Annotated in this window: 20 protein-coding genes; 6 read left to right on the top strand and 14 right to left on the bottom strand. The window is 49.2% G+C overall.

Features of this window, described 5'->3' with window-relative positions; genetic code table 11:
- Positions 1 to 150: 150 nt before the first annotated feature.
- The 4 genes from R6U67_RS11040 to R6U67_RS11055 all read right to left on the bottom strand — a co-directional run bounded on the left by R6U67_RS11040 (position 151) and on the right by R6U67_RS11055 (position 4,946).
- Positions 151 to 849 (bottom strand): rhomboid family intramembrane serine protease, encoded by a 699-nt coding sequence (locus R6U67_RS11040; RefSeq protein ID WP_410252594.1) that lies wholly within the window; start codon positions 847 to 849, stop codon positions 151 to 153.
- A 94-nt stretch (positions 850 to 943) separates the two neighbouring features.
- A complete protein-coding gene (locus tag R6U67_RS11045; RefSeq protein WP_410252595.1) occupies positions 944 to 2,179 on the bottom strand; it encodes a glycosyltransferase in 1,236 nt (411 codons plus the stop codon).
- 36 nt (positions 2,180 to 2,215) lie between these two features.
- Positions 2,216 to 4,399, bottom strand: a complete 2,184-nt coding sequence (locus R6U67_RS11050; RefSeq protein ID WP_410252596.1) for a glycosyltransferase — start codon at positions 4,397 to 4,399, stop codon at positions 2,216 to 2,218.
- Between the two features lie 112 nt (positions 4,400 to 4,511).
- Entirely contained in the window at positions 4,512 to 4,946 is a 435-nt protein-coding gene (locus tag R6U67_RS11055; RefSeq protein ID WP_410252597.1) for a small multi-drug export protein, read from the bottom strand.
- 91 nt (positions 4,947 to 5,037) lie between these two features.
- Between R6U67_RS11055 and R6U67_RS11060 the strand changes: the two genes are divergently transcribed.
- Both R6U67_RS11060 and R6U67_RS11065 read left to right on the top strand, forming a co-directional pair.
- Positions 5,038 to 5,358, top strand: a complete 321-nt coding sequence (locus R6U67_RS11060; RefSeq protein WP_410252598.1) for an ArsR/SmtB family transcription factor — start codon at positions 5,038 to 5,040, stop codon at positions 5,356 to 5,358.
- 220 nt (positions 5,359 to 5,578) lie between these two features.
- Entirely contained in the window at positions 5,579 to 7,165 is a 1,587-nt protein-coding gene (locus tag R6U67_RS11065) for a CHASE3 domain-containing protein (RefSeq protein WP_410252599.1), read from the top strand.
- 557 nt (positions 7,166 to 7,722) lie between these two features.
- On the opposite strand, the gene R6U67_RS11070 is transcribed toward R6U67_RS11065, so the two are convergent.
- A complete protein-coding gene (locus tag R6U67_RS11070) occupies positions 7,723 to 8,124 on the bottom strand; it encodes a hypothetical protein (protein ID WP_410252600.1) in 402 nt (133 codons plus the stop codon).
- 305 nt (positions 8,125 to 8,429) lie between these two features.
- Here R6U67_RS11070 and R6U67_RS11075 point away from each other — a divergent pair, with 305 nt between their 5' ends.
- From R6U67_RS11075 to R6U67_RS11085, 3 genes are all read left to right on the top strand, one after another.
- Entirely contained in the window at positions 8,430 to 8,822 is a 393-nt protein-coding gene (locus tag R6U67_RS11075) for a DNA-binding protein (RefSeq protein ID WP_410252601.1), read from the top strand.
- A gap of 164 nt (positions 8,823 to 8,986) precedes the next feature.
- On the top strand, positions 8,987 to 9,676 hold the full coding sequence (gene rppA / locus R6U67_RS11080) for a two-component system response regulator RppA (RefSeq protein ID WP_410252602.1): 690 nt from the start codon (positions 8,987 to 8,989) through the stop codon (positions 9,674 to 9,676).
- Between the two features lie 5 nt (positions 9,677 to 9,681).
- Positions 9,682 to 11,124, top strand: coding sequence for a sensor histidine kinase (locus tag R6U67_RS11085; protein ID WP_410252603.1), 1,443 nt, complete (start codon positions 9,682 to 9,684; stop codon positions 11,122 to 11,124).
- A gap of 14 nt (positions 11,125 to 11,138) precedes the next feature.
- Here the strand turns inward: R6U67_RS11085 and R6U67_RS11090 are convergent, their stop codons facing one another.
- Positions 11,139 to 12,005: an Npun_R2479 family HD domain-containing metalloprotein gene (locus R6U67_RS11090; protein ID WP_410252604.1), complete on the bottom strand. Its 867-nt coding sequence runs from the start codon at positions 12,003 to 12,005 to the stop codon at positions 11,139 to 11,141.
- A 173-nt stretch (positions 12,006 to 12,178) separates the two neighbouring features.
- On the opposite strand from R6U67_RS11090, the gene R6U67_RS11095 reads away from it, so the two are divergent.
- Positions 12,179 to 13,792 (top strand): hypothetical protein, encoded by a 1,614-nt coding sequence (locus tag R6U67_RS11095; protein ID WP_410252605.1) that lies wholly within the window; start codon positions 12,179 to 12,181, stop codon positions 13,790 to 13,792.
- A gap of 110 nt (positions 13,793 to 13,902) precedes the next feature.
- On the opposite strand, the gene R6U67_RS11100 is transcribed toward R6U67_RS11095, so the two are convergent.
- The 8 genes from R6U67_RS11100 to R6U67_RS11135 form a co-directional block, all read right to left on the bottom strand.
- Complete coding sequence (locus R6U67_RS11100) at positions 13,903 to 14,643, bottom strand: DUF305 domain-containing protein (protein ID WP_410252606.1); 741 nt, start codon at positions 14,641 to 14,643, stop codon at positions 13,903 to 13,905.
- A gap of 177 nt (positions 14,644 to 14,820) precedes the next feature.
- The gene (gene crtH / locus R6U67_RS11105; protein ID WP_410252607.1) at positions 14,821 to 16,368 is read right to left on the bottom strand and encodes a carotenoid isomerase; all 1,548 of its coding nucleotides are present in this window, start codon (positions 16,366 to 16,368) and stop codon (positions 14,821 to 14,823) included.
- Between the two features lie 24 nt (positions 16,369 to 16,392).
- Positions 16,393 to 16,521 (bottom strand): hypothetical protein, encoded by a 129-nt coding sequence (locus tag R6U67_RS11110; RefSeq protein WP_410252608.1) that lies wholly within the window; start codon positions 16,519 to 16,521, stop codon positions 16,393 to 16,395.
- Positions 16,522 to 16,565: 44 nt separating this feature from the next.
- Positions 16,566 to 16,736 carry a heterocyst-inhibiting protein PatX gene (gene patX / locus R6U67_RS11115; protein ID WP_410252609.1) on the bottom strand — a complete coding sequence of 57 codons (171 nt, stop codon included), beginning with the start codon at positions 16,734 to 16,736 and terminating at the stop codon, positions 16,566 to 16,568.
- A gap of 118 nt (positions 16,737 to 16,854) precedes the next feature.
- Positions 16,855 to 17,586 (bottom strand): phycocyanobilin:ferredoxin oxidoreductase, encoded by a 732-nt coding sequence (locus R6U67_RS11120; RefSeq protein ID WP_410252610.1) that lies wholly within the window; start codon positions 17,584 to 17,586, stop codon positions 16,855 to 16,857.
- Positions 17,587 to 17,614: 28 nt separating this feature from the next.
- A complete protein-coding gene (locus R6U67_RS11125; protein WP_410252611.1) occupies positions 17,615 to 18,553 on the bottom strand; it encodes a glycosyltransferase family 2 protein in 939 nt (312 codons plus the stop codon).
- Between the two features lie 261 nt (positions 18,554 to 18,814).
- The gene (locus R6U67_RS11130; protein WP_410252612.1) at positions 18,815 to 19,981 is read right to left on the bottom strand and encodes a patatin-like phospholipase family protein; all 1,167 of its coding nucleotides are present in this window, start codon (positions 19,979 to 19,981) and stop codon (positions 18,815 to 18,817) included.
- 37 nt (positions 19,982 to 20,018) lie between these two features.
- The gene (locus R6U67_RS11135) at positions 20,019 to 21,662 is read right to left on the bottom strand and encodes a dipeptide ABC transporter ATP-binding protein (RefSeq protein WP_410252613.1); all 1,644 of its coding nucleotides are present in this window, start codon (positions 21,660 to 21,662) and stop codon (positions 20,019 to 20,021) included.
- Positions 21,663 to 21,716 lie beyond the last annotated feature (54 nt).

Raw genomic sequence — 21,716 nt, forward strand, 5'->3', positions numbered from 1 at the left:
ACCTCCTTAATCAATATTTCCATAATGTCAATCAGCGTGAAATGACTGGAGAGCAGGCCAGGGGGAGGAAGAGGCAAGAGGCAAGAGGGGAAGAGAAGGCAAGAGGGGGAACAGGAAATGGGGAATGGGGGGAAAGAAGGCCGTCGGCTGTTAGTCACGGCGGGAGAAGAGTCCAAAAAATGGACCTAACAACGCTCCAAAGATGAAGCCTCCGGCGTGAGCCCAGTAGGCGATACCGCTTTCCATTCCGCCAGAATTAACTTGGGCTTCTAGGCTGGATACACTGTTAAAGGCTTGTTGTAAAAACCAAAATCCGAGGAAGAAAATCGCCGGAACTCGGATGGTAAACCAGAAAAATCCGAGGGGAATTAAGGTGACAATTCGAGCTTGGGGGAAGCGAAAAATATAGGCTCCCATAATTCCTGCGATCGCACCACTCGCCCCCAATGTCGGAATCATTGAATCTGCATCAAATACATATTGAGCAAGAGAGGCGAGAACCCCACAGAGAAGATAGAAAATCAGATAGCGGACGGATCCCATTTCTTCTTCAATATTGTTGCCGAAAATCCAGAGATACAGCATATTGAAGACGACATGGAGGATACTTCCATGCAAGAATTGCGAGGTGACGAGGGTTAAGGGTTCAGGGATTAAATCTCCGGTGGCTGCTCCTTGCAGACTCTCGGAGAGTTGACCGGGAATAAAGGCAAAGTCTTGTAAAAATGCCTGAAGTCCGGGGGTTCCGAGACGCAATTCGTAGAGGAAAATGAGAATGTTGGCAACAATTAAGACATAGGTGACAACTGGGGTAATTTGAATCGGATTTTCATCGTTTAAGGGAACCATTGAACTCCATAAATTGCTAGACAGCCGCAGACAACTCGAAACGGTCGATTGAGGATGTTTAAAAAACCGAGAGATTCGATTCGTTAATGTTAGATTACCGTTCCCCGTCCTCGGTGGGACGTTCAACGGGACGTTCAACGGAACGCTCAAAACTGATATTACCGTCAGGAGTCAGTTGTGGGCGAATCATTTTGGAACGGGGACGGATAAATGGACGAACTGGAGGCGGTGTGGGAGGACCATTTCGTTGTTGATAGCCATAGCCGGCGGCGGGTTCGCTGTAACCATAGCCTTCGCCAACTTGTTCGTGGCGGTGAAGGGGGGGAATGGGGGGTTCGTCTTGTTTCAACAGTTCCCAGTCGGGTTGAGTCTGTTGCGGCTGGATGTCGGGTTGCGGCTGGATGTCGTCTTTTGCGGCGTCAACGCTGGGGGGGTTAGCTTGGGAAACGCCCTGACTGGCGGTTTGGATGATGGCTTTTCCGGATTCGCTGGGGGTGGGGGTGGCGGTGGCGTTGAGGGGAATTAGGGGAAGGGAAAGGGAGGCGAGTACGGCGGCGACACGGCTGCGAGAGGCGGTGGGGCGAGGTTTGAGGATAAATCGTCCTTCTTGGACTTGCAGTTGTAGGGTATCTTGTAGGCCGCGACGACGGAGGGCGTTGTTGATGGCACATTGCGATCGCGCCTGTTGTAAACTGGCTTGGGACCGAGAGGCGTTGTCTGGATGGTGGCGGTAGTGATAGAGGGGTTCACGAAGATGGTAGATCTCGGTGAGTTCTGATATCCGTAAACAGAGATCGTAGTCTTCGGCGTATTCGAAGGCGGGGTCGATTCCTCCGGCTTGGTTGTAGATGTCTCGGCGGATAAGGCGGAAGTGAAAGGTGATAAAGTCGGTGAGGAGGCGATCGCGGCTGTAGGGAATACGACAGCGATAGCCTAAACCGAGCGGGGTTCCCTGACTATCGATGTCGAGATAGTCGCTGTAAACCATCCCCACTTGGGGGTTTTCATCGAGGATGGCGGCGGTTCGTTGCAAGGCGTTGGCCGTTAACACATCGTCACGGTCAATCCAGCCGAGATAATCCCCGGTTGTGGCCGAAATTGCGGCTTTGAGGGCTTCTCCCCGACCTCGGTGAGAGGCGGCGATGACGCGCACTCGTTCATCGTTGGCGGCGAGCGATCGCGCGATGTCCAAGGAATCGTCGCTGGACCCGTCATCCCAAATTAAGAGTTCAAAATCGGGGTAGGTTTGTTGCAAAACACTCTCGATGGCCGCTTTGAGATAGTGGGAGGGATTGTAACTATTAAGGATGAGGGAAATTTTGGGAGACATGGCTGAATCCAGGGGTGAGAGGCGTTAGGGCAGATTCTAGCACAAGGAATCTCGGGAGGGCTGACGGGGATTTTGGGCAAGTTTAAGTTTTCTTAAAATCTCTTGACGAAATTCTAGATCGGTTGCCAATTTTTGAGCGAGTTGGATGTAGTCTGAGTCTTGGTGGGCGATCGCGTCTGGGGGAATGGTCCCGGAAAAGCGTTTCACGCTCATTTGCGATCGCCGAGTTTTGCCGGAATACAAGACAGGAACCTGATTTTTGTTCAGGGCCATCTCGACAAGTTGCGGCGAGTTGACGGGAAATGTATCTAAATAGATATCTCCCATATCCCACCAAAGCGGTTGCTGTTGCCAATCCACGGGATTCAGGATAATTAACTGTTGACGAGAAAGGTCGAATTTTGCCCAGGTTTCGGTGAGGCGATCGCGGCTAGAAATCCCCAGCCTCGACTGTTCATCGTTTTGCGATAACAAGAGAACGAACAAAGATTGAGGACAAGATTGGATGATACTCGCCCAAGTTTCTCGCAATTCAACGGTTAAATCATCGGGAGAAACGACACTGACAAAAATGACGGTTGCTGAGGCGAGATCCAGTCGTTGCTTAACGTCTAAAATTTCTCGGTCTGGGGCTTGACCTAAATGGGCAGTCGTGGTAGGGTAAATGCTAGGGGTCAGACTTATATGCAAAAAAGCCGTTTCGTCAGAGGTTTCCCACAGCGGTAAGTCCCCAAACGTCCTCTGAGAGCGGGCTAACTGATGTAACTCCAAGAAGGCGATCGCCCCAATGTCGCCCACTGAGTCTCCCCAGAATTGCAACTCGTCTAAATTTTCCTCTCGCAGCCGTTGGATTTGTCCCCGTAAGTCCGCCGGTAACTGAATCCAATCCCCGCCAGTCCAGAATTTCGGCGGTGGTTGTGGCGAATAGAGGGTTTTGCCGGTTTCCGGGAGATGGCTGGGATAGGTGTCCAGATAAACTCCCATTTTTCCGGAGTTTTGCGGGGAAAACTGCCAATCGAGACGGTATCCCTGGGATTGGAGAAAGAATTGTAAGATTTGCCGCCGCTGCTGTAGGAGTTCGTCTAAAGGCAGGTCACAATAATAGGTAGGCGACAGACTCACCTGCAAGGAATAGACCTTCGCCGCCTCTAGCCATTGTTGCGGCTGGTCTTGAATTCGGGACAGGAGATAGTCGGAGATAGCCATCAGTCCCTGAGTGTAGGTTTTGGCGTCGCCGCGATCGCGCCATTGGGGCGTTTGCGATAACATCTGTTGCAACCAATGAGGCCACAACGAAGGGGGAATCTCTTGCAGATGCGATCGCCAATCCCGACATCGCCAATCTTCCCGTTGCAACCAATGCCATGTGGCTTGTTGTCGAATTTCCTCAGCAAAGATGGGATTTTGGGCAATCTTGAGCAAGAATCGCCCTTCATCAAACCTCCCCTCCGCCGCATTTTTCACCGTTTGTTGTCCAGGATGGAGACGAAACACCGCCAGGGGTTCCTCAACAAATCCCACGGAAGCCGTCGCCAACAACCGCCACCACAATTCCACATCCACCAACTGCGATAAATCTGCATCAAACCCTCCCACCGCCTCCACCGCTGATTTACGCAACAACACCGCCGTCGGTTCACCAATTTTGTTGAGGGGAAACCTCCACAATTGGGAATCGGCTAAGAGCGTTGTTCCCCGTTGGCAAGCCTGTAACTGACTCCAGCCACGATGAATCTCCCGACAGTATGTCCAAAGAATTTGCAAAATAGGAGTTTTGGGGAGACTTTCAGGAGACGAATCCCATAACTCAAGCCGACGCGCACAAAACACCAAGCCTAAATCAGCATCGGTTTGCGCCAAGTTGACCAGTTTGCGAATACAATCAGGGTCTAGGCGATCGTCTTGAAAGAGGAATTTGAGATACATTCCCCTGGCCTGTTGGATGCAAAAATTCCAATTGTTCACCATTCCCCGCTGGGGGTTGTGGTAAATGCGACAGGGATGAGGAGATGTGGCCGCAAAGGCTTTTAATTGGTCTAGGGTTCCATCCTCAGAACTGTCGTCGGATAGGAGAATTTCTAAGTTAGGATAGGTTTGCTCAGATACACTGGCTAAAGCCTCGCTTAAAAATTTCTCACCATTATAGGTGGGAATGCAAACCGTGACGAGGGGATGTGGCGATGTCTCAGACGCGGAGTTAGGCTCAACGGAAGAACTCACGGGATGATTTAACCCTTTTTTTTGGGCGCACCTTTTCCACCATGCTTATAATACAGGTCAAGTTGTCAAGTTGTCAACCCCGACTCAACGATCTATCAGCCTGACGATCTCTCTAGGTAAACACGTCGACTCCGACGTCGACTAAGACAAGAAGGACAACCGCATAGACGAAGATACTGATAAATGTGGTGACGAGTAGTGGCCGGCGTTTCATACCCAAAAATTTAAGGGTGATAGCCATGGCCCAAACCCCCGTCCAAGGTGTCATAATAAACACGAACCAGCCTCCCCAACGGTCGAGATAGCGGATGACTCGCTCTGATCGCAGACGCTTGAACCCCTTACGGATGCGAGGGAAACGAAGCAATTGCTCATAGAGAAATTCGATGAGCAACACCGGGGAAAAATTGCCGAACACTGGCCAGAGAACTGACGACAGAGAATCCAAACCAAGGGCCATGGCCAAGGGAACCGCGACGTAGATTTCTGCCAGAGGGAAAAAACCCACAAACCAGGCTGTCGCCACCTTTTCAATGTAGTCAATCATCCTTAAATCCTGAAACGGGTCTCCATCATCTGACGACGTTTTAAAATTAGTATAGAATTGAGTTAGTCCTGTTTATTCTAACGGTATTTCCATGAAGTCGTCACTGGCAAAGTCATCGGATCAGCTCATCTTAGGATTTCGGGCCTTGAGTGATCCCTTGCGCTTACAAATTATTGAACAGTTGTGCGATCGCGAACTCTGCGTCTGTGACTTATGCGATCGCCTCGATACCCCCCAGTCCAAACTCTCCTTTCATCTCAAAGTCTTAAAAGATGCGCAACTGGTGCATCCTCGACAGGATGGCCGCTGGATCTATTACCGCCTCAACCTCGCTCAAATCCAGCAATTAGAACAGTTCCTGCAAAGCCTACAAACCCATACGGCTAATATTTCCGCCTCCCACTGCTTTTAATGTTCAACCTCTTTCAATCTCGGCAAATCTTGGCAAATAGCAGCATATTCCCATCGAGTCTTGACATCATACCTAGTCCACATTTTAGGCTGCTAACAGACCAGCTAAAACCAAACTTAAAACCTCAGTCAGCACATATTTATCACATCATCAGGGTTCGATTTCCCGTCATCCAATCCTAGAATAACCAGCTTGGTTGACCTCAGTAAATATGTTTACCATGTTACAACTTCAATTGACAAATCTCTTTTCTTACTGGAACAATCTATCATTTCGTCAAAGAGGAACCCTGATTATTGGCATACCCATAACCTGTTTAATTATTACGCTCATTGCCTTTAGCTGGATCAAAGACACCGCCGTTGATGCTCAAGAATATGTTGAGCATACTCAGCAAGTCCGCTATGAAGCCAATCAGCTTTTGATACAGCTTTTAAATGCCGAAACCGGGATTCGTGGCTATGAAATCACCCGTCAACTTCAGTTTTTAGAACCCTATCAACAGGTGATTTTCGAAATTCCACAAACCCTGTATAACATGGAAACTTTAGTCGAAGACAATGAACGACAACTGGCTCAAGTTCGTATTATCCAAGAAGTCGCACGGGAAACAATCAACTTTTTTAGAGACAAACTCTATCAAATCGATAGTCAAACCGAGGAAGTCTTAGAAACCTCAGAAATTCGTCGAATGGTTCGTGGAAAGCATCTAATGGATGAGGCCCGAGCAGAAATTGCCGTTTTTGTTAGAGAAGAAGAACGATTACTTGAACAACGACAACTGGACTCAAAAGAGCGAGAAGACTTTATTGAGATAGCGATTTTTATCGAGGCGAGTGTGGGGATTTTAAGTGGTTTTTTAGCACTTTACTTATTCTTTAACCTTGATAACGAGCTCAAAAATCGTGAACTACGACTCCTCGAAAGTGCTAAATTATCCAACAAGCAAGCCAAAGAGCTTTCAACGACCTTAGATAAGCTCAAACAAACCCAATCTAGCTTAATTCATAGTGAAAAAATGTCGAGTTTGGGGCAAATGGTTGCAGGGATTGCGCATGAAATCAATAATCCTATTAGTTTTATTCATGGAAACTTGTTTCACCTTAAAGAGAGCCAGGATGAACTATTAGAATCCTTGAAAGAGTTATTGAGTCAGGAAGATTTGCCCACAACAGTACGCGATCGCCTAGAAGAGCTTGACTTAGAGTTTATTGAAGAAGACTCCGATAAACTCTTTATCTCGATGCACAATGGAAGTGAGCGAATCCGGGATATTGTCAAATCCCTGCGGAGTTTTTCTCGCCTAGATGAATCCGACCAAAAAACAATTGATATTCATCAAGGTATTGAAGATTCCTTACTGATTCTTGGACATAAACTCAGCGACATTACAATCGAAAAACACTATGGAGATTTACCAAAAATTGAATGTTTTGCGGGTGAAATCAATCAAGTTTTTATGAATGTACTCAGCAACGCTGTCGATGCTATCAAAGAATCACAAGAACTTGGAACTATAACCATTGCAACTGATTATTCTGATTGCGAAGAATCGAAACCCAGTGGTGTTACTATTGATGTCAAAGATACCGGAGTTGGTATTGATGAAACCATAAAAGATAAGATTTTCAACCCATTTTTTACCACCAAAGCTGTGGGTCAGGGAACGGGACTGGGATTAGCAATTAGCTACCAAATCCTCCATCGTCATCAAGGTGACATTACGATAGACTCTGTATCAGGAGAAGGGACTCATGTCCACATCTTTATTCCCCTGACGACAGCCAAACCAACGACGGACAGCTAATCGATAGTCATCATTTGGTCATATTGATCCTCTAACCTAGGATTAAGCTAGACGAGTGCAGGGTCAGTCATTCCCCTGACTCGATCGCAACCATGACAATCAGATTACTCAGAAATTAACCCCGATGAAACCCTCATTCAAAATTGCAATCTTAGCTTCATTCGCGTTCCTCAGTGCATCCGCCGCCAGTCACGCCGTACAGTCTTCAGCCTCTCCCAAACCCAACAACCGGCTTCATTTTGTTTCCATTCCACTCCCATAAGAACCTTTGCTAATCTGCTTCATCCCATCTCCCCGTCAGACTTTATTGACCAATACTGGACTCGGAAAGCTATTATTATGGGTCTTTTGGGTTCAGGGTTATAAGCAAAAGTTATGGCGGATTATATCCGGTACTGTAGCGGCGAAAAATCCCCTCCTGGAACGGGTTAGGGGTGGGTTCCCCTACAATTTTGTATCGAATGAAACAAATCACACCATACATCCTGAATACCCATAATCCTCTCAAGAGAGTCAATCGGGTTAATGGCCCAAGTCAAGGCTTGCCACATCGATAATTATTGGGTTGAATAATAATGGCTAAACCGTTCATAACAGGGATGGAAATCTCGTGTAAAACACTGATCTCGTTCCATCACGATACCACGACAAAAGGGATAATAACGAGACATCTGTTGATTAAGTTTCTTGAACCAGCGGCGATCGCAGGCTCGACAATCCCCAGACACCACCGCCAAACTATCAACATCAGATATCTTAAAAATGGCTTGTCCCGCCGCCACCGAACCGCGAATATACACCCCCATAACCCGATTTGGCCAAGCCATCACATAGGCCGCCGCCACATCATCAACGAGCGATCGCCAGGGTTCAACAATCTTTTCCAAACTCACCCAACGCACTAAATATCCTTGCGCATCAACGGGTAATATCGAGCCAATCGGTAAGATGTTACTCATGAGTACAAGAGTTTTTAGCCCTAACTAATTATAGCATAATTTTAATACAAAAAAGGGTCTTCTGGGTTTAGGGTAATAAGGAAAATTTATGGCAGATTACACCCGTTGATGTAGGAGAATAACCCACCCCTACCCCTCCCAGGAGGGGATTTTTCGCCCCTACAATTTTGTATGCCCTGCAACAAATTTCACCGTAGATCCAGAAGACCCACAAAAAACAGAAAATACAACCCACTTTAAACCTTGTCATATTCTCGTCATCATTTCAGACTAACCTAAATCCAGGCCATTTTATAAACCAAATTATGCGAATTAGCCTAACAATTTTGGCGACATCCGCTTTACTGGCCAGCATCACACCAGCCAGTCTAGCCCAAATCCCCATCAACTCCCTAACCCGAACCCGTGGTATCAGCATTTCAGGAACCATCCGCAGCGTCGTGGGTAACGACTTTATTCTCGACGATGGAACCGGACAAATCATTGTCGATGCTGGTCCTCAACGCTGGCATCAACTAAACTTAGAAGAAGGAGAACAAGTCACCGTCATCGGTGACTATAGTGACTATGAATTTGATGCTTTTCAGATTACTCGTAGTAACGGAGACGTCCTGAACATTCGTCCCGCCTCAGGGCCGCCTCCCTGGTCTGGCGGACGTCGCAACCCCAACTTTCCCCGTCCCAACCCAGATCTCTAAGGTGATAGCAATGTTAATTGAATAGGTTTGAATCAACCTCCCCGAAAGACTCACCTGTAAACCCAAAAAAACCACAATATTATACCTAAACCTTTAGGGTTTTGTCAAGAATTTCGGGGTTAAATAAATCATCATAAATTCTTAGTTAGCATAAAATTAAAACCATGCGAATTTTGTTAGTAGAAGATGACTTTGAGCAACGAGAACCGATCCAATTCATCCTAAAAGAGAGCGGACATATTGTTGACGCGGTCGAAGACGGAACCACCGCTCAATGGCTGATTGAAGAAACCGACTATGACTTATTGATCTTAGATTGGATGCTACCGGGACAAGATGGAATCGACATTTGTAAACAGTATCGAAAACTGGGAAAAACCGCTCCCGTCTTGATTTTAACCGCCAAAGATACCACCGCCGATAAAGTCATGGGACTCGACGGAGGAGCCGATGATTATTTAGTCAAACCCATCGACCTCGAAGAATTACTGGCTAGAGTTCGAGCCTTACGGCGGCGATCGCCACTCTGGAGTGGCGATCGCCTAGAAGTATCTGGCCTCTCCTTATCCCTCGACACCATGACCCTCACCTGGAAAAATCAAGACCTTTCCCTAAAAACCCGAGACTTCCAACTCTTAGAATATCTCATGCGTCATCCCCAGCAAGTTCTCAGCCATCAGCAAATCGAACAAGCACTCTGGGAATGGGGAGAAGAACCCGAAAGTAACGCCGTCGTCTCTCGTATCAAACGGCTACGTCAAACCCTACGACAACTGGCGATCGACCCTTGGATTCAAACCATCTATGGAATGGGATATCGCTTTGAACCCCAAGAACTAAATCCCCCCACATAACCCCAATGCTTCCCCTAATTAACAGCCTTCAAAACCGTTGGATCCGTCTCCCGCTACGAGTCCGAGGAACCCTAATTGTCTCAATTCCCATTAGTTGCTTATTTGTGACCCTCTCGGTCTTAGCCTGGCTTAAATTTAATCTCATCGAAGACGAAGCCTGGGTGCAGCATACCCAAACCGTCCGTCTTGAAAGTAAATATCTGTTAAATGCACTAATCGACGCCGAAACGGGAATGCGAGGCTATGGACTAACGCGACAAAACGAGTTTTTAAGGCGTTATGAACAAGCCAAGTTAACCATTCCCAACTCTATCGATACCTTAGAAGACTTAGTCGATGATAATCCCGAACAAACCTTAAGAATCCAAGCCATTCGCCATAAAGTCAACGACGTTTTAGATATCTTTGAGCATAAGCTAACACTGCAAGAAGACCTGACGCGAATCCAGGGAGCCAATGATATTTTGGTTCCCATTGAGTCGTTGTATAACTGGCTCAAAGAAGGACAAGACGATATTGTAACAACCCGTGACGCCATTGAACGCTTTGCCGATGAAGAAGAAACCCTGCTCATTGAACGGATGCAACATCGCGATCGCCATCAACAACTAACATTTATATTCCTAATTATAGCCGCAACCATTGCAACCTTAGCCTCTTGGAGTGCCATTCATTTATTTTACGAACTCGAACAAGAACTGGCGAACCGACAACAAAATCTCAAAGAAACCAACCAACGTCTCGAATCCGTCTGTAACCAGTTACAACGATTTACAGCCAATGCGTCTCACGAGTTACGCGCACCCTTAGCCGTCGTTTTGAGTAACACTCAAATTGCGTTAATGGCGTTAAAACGATTAGAAAACAGTCCAGAAGGAACCAGAGATCGGCTGGAAAAAGTCATTAAAACAACCAAACAAATGAGTGAATTAATTGGGGAACTCTTGTTTTTAGCTAGACATGAAGGACTCTTAGCCCCGGAAAAGCGAAAACCAATTAATTTAAGCCAACTCATGTCAGAGTTAGCGACGGACTGGACAAGTCATTGTCGTGACAAAGAATTAGAGTTTAAGGCCCATATTCCCAAGCATCATATCTCAGTCGAAGGAGACGAAAACTTACTGCGACAAGCCGTGACTAACCTTTTGAGTAACGCCGTTCGCTATACCCCCCCAGGCGGGTTAATCGAACTATGCCTCTTGCAAACAGAATCCGCCCTCATTCAAGTCAAAGATACCGGAATTGGCATTGCTGAAGCCGCATTACCCCATGTTTTTGAACGGTTTTATTGTGCGGACTTAAAACGCTCCAAAGCCTCAGGAGGATTTGGCTTAGGCTTAGCAATTGTTGAGCAAATCATCCACATTCATAGCGGAACAGTCAGAGTTGAAAGTCGCTTAGATGAAGGCTCTCTATTTACGATCGCCCTACCCCTCTCCTCCCACTAAAACCCAGGACGTCCCTAGGATCGCTCCAACTGAGTGGACATTGTTGTGCGAGTATTATCATGTTCAACCACAAACACATTCGCATAAACATTAGCCACAATTTGCTTTCCTTCCTGCGTCAGTCCTAAATACTCCAACGCCGGTTCAATCGCCGGATAAATTAACGACCAATACTGTTGAGAATGACTTTGACGTAAATCCCCCGCATGACGATAGCCAAACTTATCATTATAACTGACTTCCTCATACTCATAATAAAGCGCCCCCAACTTATTGAGATAACGCGGATCACTTAACTGACCAATCAAATCCGCCGCCCGAGTCAAGCCCCGAAAACCCGACGTATCCTCATAACCAGGATGTTCAGGAGACAGAACACGAGTCAACTCAATATTATCTCGAATTTCTTGCGCTTCAATGAGCTTATGACCATAAAAGCGCTCCTTGACAAACAATTGACTGCGATCGACATGATAAGGCGCTAAACTCGCATCCGTCGCCCCAGCATCAAGTTGAATCAACTCCCCCGTTCCCGAATCAAACCGATGTGCTTCCAAGCTGTCCCGGCGACAGACGCCTTTCACATAGCCAATATCACTACAGACCAACGATAAAATAAAATGTAACCAATCTTCACAGGTGATTCCTCCCTCGCGGATATGTTTGCCTCGGAGAATTTCCTGTCCGACCAGAGCCACACCAATGGTATGTTCTACCGTGTGGTAAAGAGCATCGCTGTTGGCAATATTTTCCAAGGCCATGCCCCCAGCCCAGGCGATAATATCCGCATAATCAGGCTTATAACCGCCATAGGTTCGATGATAGCCTTCCCGTAATTCTTCGACGAATGCTTGAATTAAAATTTCAGTGGCGTTGAACATCTTTGGTTCTCTAGCAAACCCACAGTTGGGGAATTTTAGGTAAATGGCAGATCGCCCTGATAATTGGGAATTGATAGCCTGATCTTAACGGTTGCGATCGCCCTTGGCAATCAAGGCGATCGCCCCTGAGTGGCACGACCCACACCCCCTGTCCCCGACTCGTAACCCAACGGATGGCTCTAACCCGACGACAACTCACACGATACACCGTTTTTCTCGGACTTGCAGCCTGGCTACCCGCTCAACTGCGTTCCTCCCAATCCTCAAAAACGCCCCCCCTAGTCACCCCCAGCTCCCTCTCAGATAGCCTAACGCGCCAAATCAACCAAATTCTCAACCAATCTCCCCAACTTGAGCCTGACGAAACCCAACTCCTGGTTCCCACCTATCTCGGCAACGACCAACGGCGCTACTATGGCCGAGGAACCCCCGCCGCCTTAACACTCCAGGATCGATTCTACCTCGGCAGCAGCATCAGCCGCGTCGGTGGCACCGCTTATAGCTGGAGTGGGGCCGGCTGGACCGGACAACCCACCCTCGTACGCGATCGCGGCCGCCTCTATCTCATCATCGGAGCCTACAACCAGCAACTGCGAAAAATCGACCTAGAAACCCAAGAGGAGGTCTGGAGTTACCAATTTGACGACATTCTCAAAGGAACCGCCACCCTTTACCGCGACGAAACCGCCAGCGACGACAATCGAATCGTCATCCTGCAAGGGAGCCGCCTTGGCGTCAATAAATCCCTTTCATCTGCCGTCGTTCCCAGCTTCCGGGCCATTTCCTTCCGTACCGGACAAGAACTCTGGCGTTTAAACATTCGTAAAACCGACAGTTACAGTCGCGATAATGACAGTTCAGCCATCTATCTCGGCCAGCAAACCCTCTTTAACGCCGGTGAAAACTCCATCGGTTATTTTATCAATAGTCGCATCGCGAGTCGTCGCCCCGATCATAGCTTTTTTGCCCCCGACATTGACAAAGAACTGCAACTCTACGAAGCCGAAGATATCGCCCTCTATCGAGGGAACCTCGTCGCCGAATCCTCCCCCGCCCGCTGGGGCGATCGCCTCTACCTGGCCTCAGGCGGTGGACGCATTTACGGCATCGACATCAACCAGCGAACCATCGTCTGGCGATTCCGCTCCGGCGGCGATCTCAACGGAACCATTAGCATCGCCCAAGATGGCAAACTATTTAGCACCCTAGATCGCGAACATATCCCCGGCCAAGGAGGCGTTTACAAACTCGATCCCAGCCAACCCGATCCCGACTGTGTCGACTGGTTTCTCCCCACCCGAAACATCCCCTTTGCCGACTGGCAGGGCGGGATCACCGGCTCCGTCGCCCTCAACGACGAGTATCGCGCCCCCGACACCCCGCCCCTGTTTGCCACCAATGCCATTGACGGCTATCTCTACCTCGGCAGTCAAACCCAAGTCACGGGCGAAACCGTCCCCGGCCCGTTCCAACAACGGCAATATCATACCCCAATGATCATCGCCAAGGAACCCGTGGGGCCGTCGATTTCCACCCCTATTTTTACCGACGGAAATCGCCTCATTTCCGCCGGATACAACGGCGTTTATCTCTTTCAACTCAACTACAGTTTAGCCTCCGCCAATGACCCCTTAGCCCTGCCCGGAGGACGCGGCCAGTTCTACCGCATCCGCCTCGAAAAGCTCGATCACTTTAACTCAGGAGGAGCCTTTGAATCGACTCCCGTTGTCTGGGAGGGGTCAGTTTATATTTGTAGCCGAGATGGCTGGATGTATCGCCTCGGCTAAATCCTACCTCGTGAACAGTTGACCGTTCATGGGTCAATCAAGACCCAGACTATCGAGCGCAGACCAAAACAGGATCACATTCACCCCTCCCCAAACCAATCAACACTCAACTATTGATCCCCATAGCCGCTCTCCTGTAGAGCCAGCATCTCCTGAACCTCAGCCATTTGCGTTTCAATGAGATCATTGGCGAACGCTTCGACTTCCGGGCGATCGCTGTTTTCCAACACCTGACGAGCCATATCCAACGCTCCTTCATGGTGAGCAATCATGGCATTCATATAGCGCTGATCATAGTCCTCATCCGCCGCACCGAGATCCATTTCCATCTTCAGCATCGACATCATGCCATCATTCATTTCCACCGTCTGAGACATTTGAGCATCATACATCTGCGGGGCTTCTGGGGCATCCGCATACCACTGCGATCGCCAGGCTTGCATCTGAGCGATGTCATCCCTCTGAGTCTCAATAATCTCTTGAGAGAGTTGGCGAATGTCCTCCCGTTGCGACTTCTCCAAACTATCCTCTGCCATCTCCACGGCCCCCTGATGATGGAGAATCATCGCATCGAGAAACCGCAGTTCAAATTGCTCATCATTGGGGCCAAGATACATTCCATTCATCGGCATTCCCTGGCCATTCATTCCGGGGCGATCCATCCCCGATCCCGGTTGAGGGGCCATGGGATCATCAGGACTCATCGGCGAGTTCATCGAATCTTCAGCCCTCGGTGGCGACTCTGAAGTTGAAGAATCAGCGGTTTCGGGAGGGCGACAGGAACCCAAGCCGAGAACAAGGGTGGCCGTCAATCCTAAGCCAATTTGAGTGAATCGATGGAAATATATCATCAATAAGGATTTCCTTAAACGCAAGTGTTAATACAGGATCATACAGCCATCACGAGCCAAGCCTCTCGGGGAGGTGATCCCGGCGACATTGATGATCGTGACCCTCCATATCCTGGCAGAAAAAAGGGGGCGATCGCCCCCTTCTCCAGATAGACTAACCGGCCGTGTGATGTTTCCCTACAGTCCTAAATCCACCGCAATTCGGTGCGCACAAGCAAAACCGGAAAAGGCCACAGCATTGAGACCTTGACCGGGAAAGGTACTATCCCCAACACAGTACAATCCCGGTACAGCGGTGCGGTTAAAAGGCATCGTCAGTAGGCCCGGTAATTTGCGGCGGGGAATCGGGCCATAAGTCCCCTCATCTCGTCCCAGGAAGCGGCGATGAGTGCGAGGGGTTCCCACCTCCAGATAGTCCAATCCCGCATCTAACCCCGGGAAAATGGCTTCGAGGCGATCGACGATCTCCCAGGCGGCGGCTTCCTTACGCTGTTCATACTCATCCGGGGGCAAATGTTGCCACGACTCCAGCCAATCCGGGGTAAAGGCATGGATAATGTGATAGCCCTCAGGAGCGAGACTGGGATCGAGAAGGGTGGGAATCGAGACAAACAGGGTTCCCTGAGCGGCCTCCATCTGTTGCCAATCATCGAGGATAATATGATGGCATTCCGTAGCCGGTGGCAGCACCTCAGCGGCGACCCCCATATGTAAACTCAAGAATCCCGGTGATTTACGATATCGCGTCTGCCAGCGACGTTCTGAGGCGGGCATCTTCTCAGCCGGCAGCAGTTTCTCGAAGGTATCCCAGCGCGTGGCGTTAGAGACAATACGTCGGCCATAGAGGGTTTCTCCTGAGGCCAGTTGCACCCCAACCGCTCGTTTGCCCTCCATGACGATTTCTGTGACGCGGGCTTTGTAGCGGATGTCCCCCCCGGCGTTTTCGATGCCGTCTGCCAGGGCCTGGGCAATGGTTCCCACGCCGCCTTTGGGGTAGTTGATGCCGCCATAATGGCGATCGCTAAAGACCATACCGCCATTGATGGCCGGGGTGAGATCTGCCGGAACCACGGACCAGCAATAGCATTCAATATCAATAAACTTCAGCAGTTCTGGGTCTTGAATATGGCGACGGGCAATATCGCCAACATTTTGGGGCAGGTATTTGACGAGGCCAAGACAGGCCAAAGGATGCTGAAAAAAGACTCGCGTTAGATAGCGAGGTTCTTCAAGGGACAGCAACTCCATGCTGTTTAGACAGTTGAAAATCCGCCAACATTCATCATAAAAGCGGCGGATTCCTTGACGTTCATGGGGGAACTTAGCACTGAGTTCACTGATAAAGCCTTCGTAATTGCGATGAACTTTCAGGTCAAGCTGGTTCGGGAGGTGGTAGTGAATTTGGACGGAATCGGCGATGGTGTCGAGGTTCATCTTCACCGCCTCTAAGGCCCGTGTCAGCAGGTTAGTGGTCCCTTGCTCACCGAAGCCAAAAATCATCGAGGCCCCGACGTCAAAGCGATAGCCTGAGCGTTCAAAGTAGCCCGCACTACCACCGGGGATGAGATAGCGTTCAAGGACGAGGACTTTGGCCCCTTTGCTCGCCAGTTGGCTGGCGGTGACGAGGCCGCCAATGCCCGAGCCGATGATAATGGCATCATAGACTGGGGGCGAGACTTGGGGCGATCGCGCCCGAGAGGAAGAAGAAGCCGCTGTTGCAGTCATAGAGAAGAATTTTATCGGAGGATATTAAACAATCTCTTTGTACTGTAGCGGAGGATACGGGCGATCGGGAATGGCTGGGGGCAAATTCAGGACAATCACCGAGCCAGCATAGTTGCCAAAAAAAACATCCGCATTAAAGCACAGGTGCTTCAATACGGATACCTATTAACGACCTAGCCTTTGATGAGAATTGCGTTTTAACGACCGCTACCACGATGGGGAACGGTATCCGCATTACTGCTATCGGCCGAGAAAACTTGACTTAGGCTGTCATAGTTGGGGTCTGAGGATACCCGTTCGGCTTGAACGTTGACCGCAAAGCCCATTAACAGGAGGCTAGACAGGAAAAGAGTTTTATAGATGCTCATCGAAAGTAGCCCTTTGATTGATACTGCTACTTCTGATTACCTGAGAGCATCCTCGCGATCCGGAAACTTTTTAGGTTTGGCTTCGCTAAAATGAGCCAATCAAACTCCACCGGGGCAACTAGGCTTCAGGCGGTAAATCAAAGAGAACTGAGGTCATATAGCGTTCTGCCCAATCGGAGCCAAAGGCTTTTTCCAATACCCGCCGCGTCTTATCATTTTGCCGTTGTTTGTTACAGTAATACAACTGTCCCGCCCGCACTTGAGCCGCCGCCGCACCGCTAACCGGCTCGCTGGCGGTGGCCCGTTGACAGTGAACTTTCAGATAGTCCGTCACCCGTTGTAAAAACTGCTCTTCTTCGGTTTCATCGCCGGGACGAATGAAGAGGCAGAAGTCGGAAAAAATATCGCCCCAGTCGGGTAAATCTCGCACTTGAGAGAAGTTTAATGGCGGTAATGCTTCTAAGTCTTGGCGATAGTCTTGCGAGAGGTTTAGAGTCTCTGTAGTGGGTGATAAATCCACGATCGCCGCACTAATTTGTCCTCGTCCCCCCACTAAATCGGTGCCAAACATGGGCAGCGCATAGGTGGGATGGGGAAACATGACACAATGGAGAATGTCTAGGTTCTTGCCCACTTTAGCCAGTTCCAGGTGCATCTTACGAAATTCTCGGGACTGGTAACAGCTATTTTCAATGACGAGCTTTTCCCCTTCGAGTCGGCCTTCCACATAGCCTAAATCTTCGGGGAGATGGTAGGGTTCAAGGTCGAGGTGGGTTTTCCATGTGGACTCAATTGCATCGGCGAGCTTTTGAATCAGGGGATGTTGCTGCGATCGCACCGAAGAGGTCATAAGGGTTTAGGATTAAGGGTTAGGGTAACTAGGCGGTTTGCGGGTGTTGCTGTCGGTAGGCATCCCGTACAGCCTGAACATGATACCAATTTAGGAAAATTCGAGCAATTTCGAGAGCCAGTTGCGATCGCCCTCGCTCAATCAGCCATTGCAACAATCCCGACAGACGCTGTTCGTTCCAATACCCTCCCCAGGATAACAGTCCCCAAAGAGCGCGATGGGCGGGGGTCATCTGAATCATGAAACGCACCTCCCAGGTGGGATGTTTTTGGTAAAACAAAACTCCCGTTTTGGCCCGTTGTCGTTCCCGCTCAATTAAGGCCGGTAATCGCTCTAGGGAAAAAGCAGGATTCCAATGATAGCCCACGGCTTCGGGACATTTAATCAGTTTGACACCAATTTTTTTCAACCGGACTCCCAACTCTAAATCTTCCCAACCATACTGTTTAAACCGGGTGTCAAAGTGACCAACTTTATCCAATAGATGGCGAGGAATGGCAACATTGCCTGTGGCGAAATAGGCGGCTGAAAAGTCCGTCACTTTATAGGGTTCAGCGGTAGGATTCTCGAAATTACAGGTGTTAATTACCGCGCCATAGGTAAAGAGGCGCTGATGTCCGAGTTTAGCAAATCCACCTGTTAGGGCGTTGCTATGAGCCTGTAAAAAGCTATCTGTGACCACTAAGTCACTATCGATAAAGACAATAGTATCTCCTTTAGCCTCGTCTAATCCTAAATTACGAGCGGCGGCAGGACCTGCATTCTGTTGCCGAAAACAACGCAGTTGTGGCATTTGTTGTTGATAGCGGGTTAACCAGTCCCAAGTTCCGTCATTTGACCCATCATCGATAACAATTACCTCGTATCCTTCTACGGGTTTAGCTATCTGTTGTTGGGCTAATCCTTGGAGACATTTCTGCAAAATGGGTAGGCGATTATAGGTGGGAATAATAACACTAAAAAACATGGAAGAATTAGAAAAAAAGGCAAGAGGGCAAGGGTCTTGTGGGTTTAAGGTGATAAGGAAAATTTATGGCAGATTACACCCGTTGATGTAGGGGCATAACCCACCCCTACCCCTCCCAGGAGGGGATTTTTCGCCCCTACAATTTTGTATACCCTGCAACAAATTTCACCGTAGATCCAGAAGACCCAAAGGCAAAAGGCATAACCCACCCCTAACCCCTCCCAATAGGGGATGACAAAAGGTAAGAGGCGGGAAAAGCCACTATTCATGATCAGCGTGGAGAAATTTATCAAAATCTTCGGCGCGGACTTGTTCCTGGGCGATCGCAGTACCAATTTCTAATAATGCTGGAATTTCATCCACGCAATCCATCGCGGCGACTTTCTTGGGATCGATGTGGGAGAGGCCCAGTTCAGCAAAGCGGTTGTGACTGAAGACGACAGTGTAGCGATGATAGCTGAGTAAATTGGATAAATAGGAACTGCGATCGCGGTCTAAACCCACCCAGGCCGCCGAGGCCAGTTCCGGTAACTCTTTAAAGGTAGGAATTGAGAGACTGGCCAGTTCTCGGGACATCTGCGATCGCAGTTCCTCGGGACTATTTCCAATCAAACTCATGAGAAAGTTCTGTTGAACGTTGGCATCTTCCATTAAGGTACTAATGGCGTATTTAGCCCAATCAATCAGGTGATACTGTTTAGCGCGTCCTGGAGGAATGACATTCGAGGAAAATCCTGTGCCAACAGACACCAATAACAGCTTATCCTGTCCCGTTTCCCAACCAATCCCATATTGGGCTTTTGTGGCTTCTAAAAATAGTTGAAAGGTGGGATTATTAAACATACTCATCCCCCCATCAATAAAGTCATAGCTTTGATTGTTGATGGAAATCGTCTGAGGGGGAAAAAAGGTAGGGGCGGCGGTACTGGCCCGGATTAACTGCCAGAGAGGGAGGTCTCGGTTAATGGGATAAAATTTATTATTGGGGGAGTTGACAAAAAACCAATTATGTGCAGTCGTGGCATTTTTGGTCACAATCATCAACAGAGTTTTGAGATCCTCAGATCCCAGGGGACTCTCGCCAAAAATCTCCTTGAGTTTCTTCTCTAACGGTCGGCTACTATATTTCGACCAAAACTGTTTGAGAAACCAATTTTCCGTAAAAATTTCCCGTCCATGATCGAGATATAAACTGAGGACATCTTGAACCTTCATTCCTCGGGCTAACGCCGCCGCCAAAATTGACCCGGTACTGGTTCCGCCCATGAAGTCAAAGTAATCAGCCAGACAATTCCAGGGCGTTTCTGGGCGACAGATAATTTTCTCGATTTTTAATAAAACCTTCGCCGCAATAATACCGCGAATCCCGCCCCCATCAATGGAGAGGATACGTTTGGGACGGGTCAGTTTTTGTCGTTCTAACAGCATGGTAAACGCCTCCGAGGGGGGTGAATTGGAAGTTAGGTTAGGGGGATGCTTTAACGCTTAAGGCCGCGTTGAGGAGTGTTTGCGTATAGGGATGTTGAGGATGTCGAAACAGGTCTTCGCTAGGGGCGAGTTCGACGATTTTACCTTGATTCATGACGGCGATGCGATCGCACAAAAAGCGGGCCACCCAGAGGTCATGGGTAATAAACAAATAGGTCAGGTCAAACTCAGCTTTGAGGTCTTTCATTAAACTCAACACCTGGGCCTGAACATTGGCATCTAGCATACTCACGGGTTCATCACAGACGATTAACTTGGGATGGGTAATTAAGGCCCGGGCGATCGCCACCCGTTGCTGTTGTCCGCCAGAGAGTTCCCGAGGATAGCGGCGGGCGTAGGTTTCAGCGGGGCTGAGTCCCACCCGGTCCAGGAGGCTGAGAACCTGTTGGCGGGCGGCGTGTCCCTTCGCCAGTCCATGAATCAGCAGGGGGTCCGCGATGCTATCGCCCACGGTCATCATCGGGTTGAGACAGGCTTGGGGATCTTGGAAAATCATCTGCATCTGTCGCCGTTGCTGGCGTAGCTTCTCGGGGGAGAGTTGTCCTAAATCTTGTCCGAGAAAGGAGACTCGTCCGCCGGTGGGTTTCACCAGTTGCAAAATGGTGCGAGAGAGGGTGGATTTTCCACAGCCCGATTCCCCCACTAATCCCAAAATTTCGCCGGGATAAAGACTTAGGTTGACGTTATCCACCGCTTTGATGGTTTCGGCTTTGCTGTTATTAAACAGTCGTTCTAGGAAATTCCGTTCTAGGCTGTAATGTTGTTGTAGGTTTTCGACCTGTAATAGCGGTGAGACGGGGTTGGTGAGATCCGGTGGTGGGGGCGGTTGTACCTCTTGTAGTTCGCGGACGGCGTTGATGAGGGATTGGCTGTAGGGATGTTGAGGGGATTGGAGAATTTGGGTCGTGTTCCCGGTTTCGACGATTTTACCCTCGGTCATGATGGCGATGCGATCGCAGTATTCCCCCACTAAGGCGATATCATGGGAAATCAGCATCAGGGCTAGGTTTTGCTCTTGACACAGGCCCATCAATTCATCCAAAATCTCGGCCGAAACTGTCACATCGAGGCTGGTGGTGGGTTCGTCGGCGATAATCAGTTGGGGTTCTAGTAGCAAGGCCAGGGCGATCGCCACCCGTTGACGCATTCCCCCACTAAATTCATGGGGATATTGATTCCAGCGATTCCCCGGAATTTTGACCGCTGCGAGGGTTTCGAGGGCGCGTTTTTTGGCCTGTTTAAACGTCATTTTGGGCCGATGGGCCTGCAAGGTTTCGATGCAGTGATCGCCAATGGTCATCAGGGGATTGAGGCGCGTCATGGGATCTTGGAAGATCAAGGCGATCGCCTCACCGCGAAATTTCCGCAAGGCTTGGGGACTTAGACGAGGGACAGACTGACCTTCAAAGCGAATCTCGCCGTTGATATGACTTCCTTCGGGTAGGAGTCCCATAAAGGCCCGTCCTAGGGTCGATTTCCCGCATCCTGACTCGCCGACAACGCCTAGGCGATCGCCGGGGGCCAGTTGCAAGGACACTCCATCAACGGCCCAGGTGAGAGGATCGTTGGGATCGGTTCGCGGATAGGCGATTTGCAGTTGGTCGACGTGAAGTAGGGTCAAGGGGGGGAGAAGGGAACAGGGAACACCGGAACAGGGAACACCGGAACAGGGAAC

Source organism: Sodalinema sp., from assembly GCF_046483825.1.
Taxonomy (GTDB): Bacteria; Cyanobacteriota; Cyanobacteriia; order Cyanobacteriales; family Geitlerinemataceae; genus Sodalinema.

What these genes read in the sequence shown, in the direction of transcription:
- R6U67_RS11040 (WP_410252594.1), bottom strand. Translation starts at nt 849, where the DNA reads ATGGTTCCCTTAAACGATGAAAATCCGATTCAAATTACCCCAGTTGTC.
- R6U67_RS11045 (WP_410252595.1), bottom strand. Translation starts at nt 2,179, where the DNA reads ATGTCTCCCAAAATTTCCCTCATCCTTAATAGTTACAATCCCTCCCAC.
- R6U67_RS11055 (WP_410252597.1), bottom strand. Translation starts at nt 4,946, where the DNA reads ATGATTGACTACATTGAAAAGGTGGCGACAGCCTGGTTTGTGGGTTTT.
- R6U67_RS11060 (WP_410252598.1), top strand. Translation starts at nt 5,038, where the DNA reads ATGAAGTCGTCACTGGCAAAGTCATCGGATCAGCTCATCTTAGGATTT.
- R6U67_RS11065 (WP_410252599.1), top strand. Translation starts at nt 5,579, where the DNA reads ATGTTACAACTTCAATTGACAAATCTCTTTTCTTACTGGAACAATCTA.
- R6U67_RS11070 (WP_410252600.1), bottom strand. Translation starts at nt 8,124, where the DNA reads ATGAGTAACATCTTACCGATTGGCTCGATATTACCCGTTGATGCGCAA.
- R6U67_RS11075 (WP_410252601.1), top strand. Translation starts at nt 8,430, where the DNA reads ATGCGAATTAGCCTAACAATTTTGGCGACATCCGCTTTACTGGCCAGC.
- rppA (WP_410252602.1), top strand. Translation starts at nt 8,987, where the DNA reads ATGCGAATTTTGTTAGTAGAAGATGACTTTGAGCAACGAGAACCGATC.
- R6U67_RS11085 (WP_410252603.1), top strand. Translation starts at nt 9,682, where the DNA reads ATGCTTCCCCTAATTAACAGCCTTCAAAACCGTTGGATCCGTCTCCCG.
- R6U67_RS11090 (WP_410252604.1), bottom strand. Translation starts at nt 12,005, where the DNA reads ATGTTCAACGCCACTGAAATTTTAATTCAAGCATTCGTCGAAGAATTA.
- R6U67_RS11095 (WP_410252605.1), top strand. Translation starts at nt 12,179, where the DNA reads ATGGCTCTAACCCGACGACAACTCACACGATACACCGTTTTTCTCGGA.
- R6U67_RS11100 (WP_410252606.1), bottom strand. Translation starts at nt 14,643, where the DNA reads ATGATATATTTCCATCGATTCACTCAAATTGGCTTAGGATTGACGGCC.
- crtH (WP_410252607.1), bottom strand. Translation starts at nt 16,368, where the DNA reads ATGACTGCAACAGCGGCTTCTTCTTCCTCTCGGGCGCGATCGCCCCAA.
- patX (WP_410252609.1), bottom strand. Translation starts at nt 16,736, where the DNA reads ATGAGCATCTATAAAACTCTTTTCCTGTCTAGCCTCCTGTTAATGGGC.
- R6U67_RS11120 (WP_410252610.1), bottom strand. Translation starts at nt 17,586, where the DNA reads ATGACCTCTTCGGTGCGATCGCAGCAACATCCCCTGATTCAAAAGCTC.
- R6U67_RS11125 (WP_410252611.1), bottom strand. Translation starts at nt 18,553, where the DNA reads ATGTTTTTTAGTGTTATTATTCCCACCTATAATCGCCTACCCATTTTG.
- R6U67_RS11130 (WP_410252612.1), bottom strand. Translation starts at nt 19,981, where the DNA reads ATGCTGTTAGAACGACAAAAACTGACCCGTCCCAAACGTATCCTCTCC.